The organism is bacterium (genome assembly GCA_030654305.1).
Classification (GTDB): Bacteria; Krumholzibacteriota; Krumholzibacteriia; order LZORAL124-64-63; family LZORAL124-64-63; genus PNOJ01.
This window is the reverse complement of record JAURXS010000051.1, coordinates 1-3,149: the sequence shown is the minus strand read 5'-3', so window position 1 is coordinate 3,149 and position 3,149 is coordinate 1. Positions and strand designations below refer to the sequence as shown.

The window sequence follows — 3,149 nt, the reverse complement described above, 5'->3', positions numbered from 1 at the left end:
GGGGCTGAGCCGCGGCGGCGGCCGCGATCAACAGGAACAGGCAAGTCGACAGGGTGGGGGATCTGCGCACGTCGGCCTCCCGGGCTGGCGTTCGGATGCAGGGCGTCGGCGGGGGCGCCCGCTGAAAGAATAGCAATATAGTAGGAATTGAATGGCACGCTGTCTGTGACCCGGGTCACCGTGAGAAATTCACCACAAAAGAATCTGTCATATCAAAATGGCATGGCTTCTTCTTCTGCGAAACCGGATAATCGATAGGTACCGAGACGCGAGTCGCCGGCAACCCTTCGAGACCCTACCGATCGGCGAGGTCGATGTTCGTCATGGAATGCCGCTCCCACCGCTTCCGTGCGTCTTGCAGCAGATTGCCCCGCGTGCTCGCGCCGGCTTTCGCGCTGGCCCTCGCTCTGGCGGCCGCGATCGGCCAAGCCCGAGCCGGCGATCTGCTGCCTTCCGTCCCGCCCCCTTCCTGGAACCTGTCGCTGCGCAGCACGGGCTACGCGTACCAGACCGAGGATGCGGCCGGCGCGGACACGGACCATTTCCGCTTCTACCAGCATTTCGCCGGCGGCGCCTCGGGGCTGGCCGGCGGCCGGCTCGCGGTCCGCGCGTCCGGGCGCTACGCGACCTCGCCGGTCGACGCGTGGCCGGGCAGCGACAGGGCGCGCCTTTCCTCCGGGTACCTCGAGGCGCGCCTCGGCCCGCAGGTGCGCGCCCGCGTGGGCCGCCAGTTCCTGCAGAGCGGCGTGGCCTCCCTCACCCTCGACGGCGCCGAGCTTGCCTGGGGCCGCGGGCGCGCCGTCGAGGTCTCGGCCTGGGGTGGCGCGCGGGCGCCCTGGGGCAACGCCACGAGGCTGGGCGATTTCAACCTCGACGCGGCGGCCGGCGGCCGCCTGGTCTTCTCGCCGGGCAGCGGGCAACGCCTCGCCTTCTCGGGCGCGTACCGCGAGCGCCGCGGCATGGTCGCCGAGCGCCCGGTGGGCTGCGAGTACGCGACGACGGCGGGGCCGCACGTCGACGCGCTCGCCCGCGCGGCGTACGATCTCGAAGGCGAACGCTGGTCGCGCCTCGAGGCGCAGGCGCGCTGGCAGCCCGCGCCGTCGCGTCCCGCGCTGAGCCTCCAGTACGTGGACCGCCATCCCTCCATCGACGCCGTCTCGTGGTTCTCCCGTTTCACCGAAGTGAAGCGGGTCCGCCTGGCGCGCGGCGCGCTGGCCTGGCAGCACCGCTCGCGCTTCGGCGGCGAGCTGGAGTACGTCGGCTCCTTCGTCGACACGCGCGCGTCGTCGCGCGTCGGGTTCGCGCTGCTGCTGCCGGCCGCGCGCGTCGGCTGGTCGGTCCGTCTCGGCGACACGGGCGAGGAGAACAGCCTCTACGGGGAGTTGGCCTGGCAGGCCTGCCGCCGGCTGCGGCTCGAGGGCGAAGCCTCGCACCTCGTGTACGCGCTGATCTCCGACGGCCCCGCCTCCGACGAGCGCGAGCTGACCACCTTCGCGGCGCGGGCCCGCGCCCGGTTCCGCCCGGGCCTGGAATTCACGGCCGAGGTGCAGAGCCTCGACACGCCGGTCTACTCGCGGGACATCCGCGTCCTGCTGGGCGTGAACCTGGCCCTGGCGCGCGGCACGGGGCGCACCGGCCTCGACCGGGGAGGCTGGTCGCGATGAGAACGCTGCTCACCTTGATCTTCGCCTGGTTGACCGTGTGCGCCGCCGCGGCTGTCGCCGTCGCGGATCCCGATCGGATCATCATGCCGCACGTGACCCACTACGCCGACGGCATCGAGTGCACGACCTGCCACACGGCCGCGACGGGCTCGCGCGGAGCGGGCGACTCCCTGCGCCCGGGCATGGACGTCTGCGCGGACTGTCACGACGTCGACGACGAGAACGGGTGCGCGAGGTGCCACACGAACGTCGAGGCGGCCGGCGAAACGTCGTACGACGAGTACCAGGCGCAGAAGTTCTCGCACGCCGCCCACGCGGCGCGGGGCATGGCCTGCACGTCGTGCCACGGCGAACCCACCGACGCGCCGCGCCTGCCGACCAAGCCCGATTGCCGCGTCTGCCACGCCACGGCCGAGGACTACGGCGACTGCCGCCTCTGCCACGCCGACGGCATGGAACTGAAGCCCGACTCGCACGACGCCCTCTGGACCAGCCTCCACGGCGTCCAGGCCCGGGAGAACGAGGCCCGCTGCGCCGCCTGCCACACGCAGGGCACCTGCCAGCAGTGCCACGCCGGCGACAACCTGCGCCCGCGCGTCCACCCCCTGGACTTCGCGTTCGGGCACGCCGTGCGGGCCCGCGGCCGCGAGCAGGAATGCACGACCTGCCACGGCGAACCGGAATTCTGCAGCTCGTGCCACATCGCCCAGAACGTGCTTCCCGACAGCCACTCGCGCGCGGGCTGGGTGCGGCTGCCGGACGGCGGCCGCCACGCCGTGGACGGCGTCTTCGACCTCGAGAGCTGCATCGCCTGCCACGACGACGGGCGCAGCGCCCCGACCTGCGCGGCGTGCCACGGAGGTTGAGCACCATGACGATCGACATGCGACCGGCCACGCGTCTGCGCTTGTGCCTGCGCTTGTGCCTGTTGTTCGCGGGCCTCGGCCTGACCCTCGTCGCCGGCTGTGCCGATCAAGCCTCGGAGCCCGGACTCGGCTCGCATCCGGAGACCTGGAGCCGGACCGGGTCCCCCGACTTCCACGGCGAGCTCGTCAAGGAGCGCGGTCTCGCCACCTGCCGCTCCTGCCACGCGGCAGACCTTGAGGGCAAGCGCGGGGCACCCGGTTGCTGGGATTGCCACGACGGTCCGGGCGGCCACCCCGAAAACTGGGCGGCGCCCGCCCAGCACGGCGCCGCCGTCGACGACGGCGGTGCCGCGTCCTGCGCGATCTGCCACGGCGCCGATTACCTCGGCGGCTGGAGCGCGATCTCCTGCTACGCGTGCCACGACGGGCCGACCGGCCCGCACCCCGCCGGCTGGGCCGACCCCGCCCAGCACGGCGCGGCGGTGCGCACTTCGAGCGCTGCGACCTGCACGGCTTGCCACGGCACCGACTACGCGGGCGGCACCAGCGATGTCTCCTGTTACACCTGCCACGACGGACCCGGCGGCCATCCTGAAGGATGGGCGTTGCCCGCCCAGCA

Annotated in this window: 3 protein-coding genes; all 3 read left to right on the top strand. The window is 72.6% G+C overall.

The features are described from left to right. Positions 1-374: 374 nt before the first annotated feature. Positions 375-1,664 carry a hypothetical protein gene (locus tag Q7W29_01210; protein ID MDO9170435.1) on the top strand — a complete coding sequence of 430 codons (1,290 nt, stop codon included), beginning with the start codon at positions 375-377 and terminating at the stop codon, positions 1,662-1,664. Beyond that, positions 1,661-2,530, top strand: a complete 870-nt coding sequence (locus Q7W29_01205; GenBank protein MDO9170434.1) for a hypothetical protein — start codon at positions 1,661-1,663, stop codon at positions 2,528-2,530. The genes Q7W29_01210 and Q7W29_01205 overlap by 4 nt, the downstream gene beginning before the upstream one ends. A gap of 5 nt (positions 2,531-2,535) precedes the next feature. Continuing rightward, a partial coding sequence (locus Q7W29_01200; GenBank protein ID MDO9170433.1) for a hypothetical protein occupies positions 2,536-3,149 on the top strand: 614 nt, incomplete at its 3' end.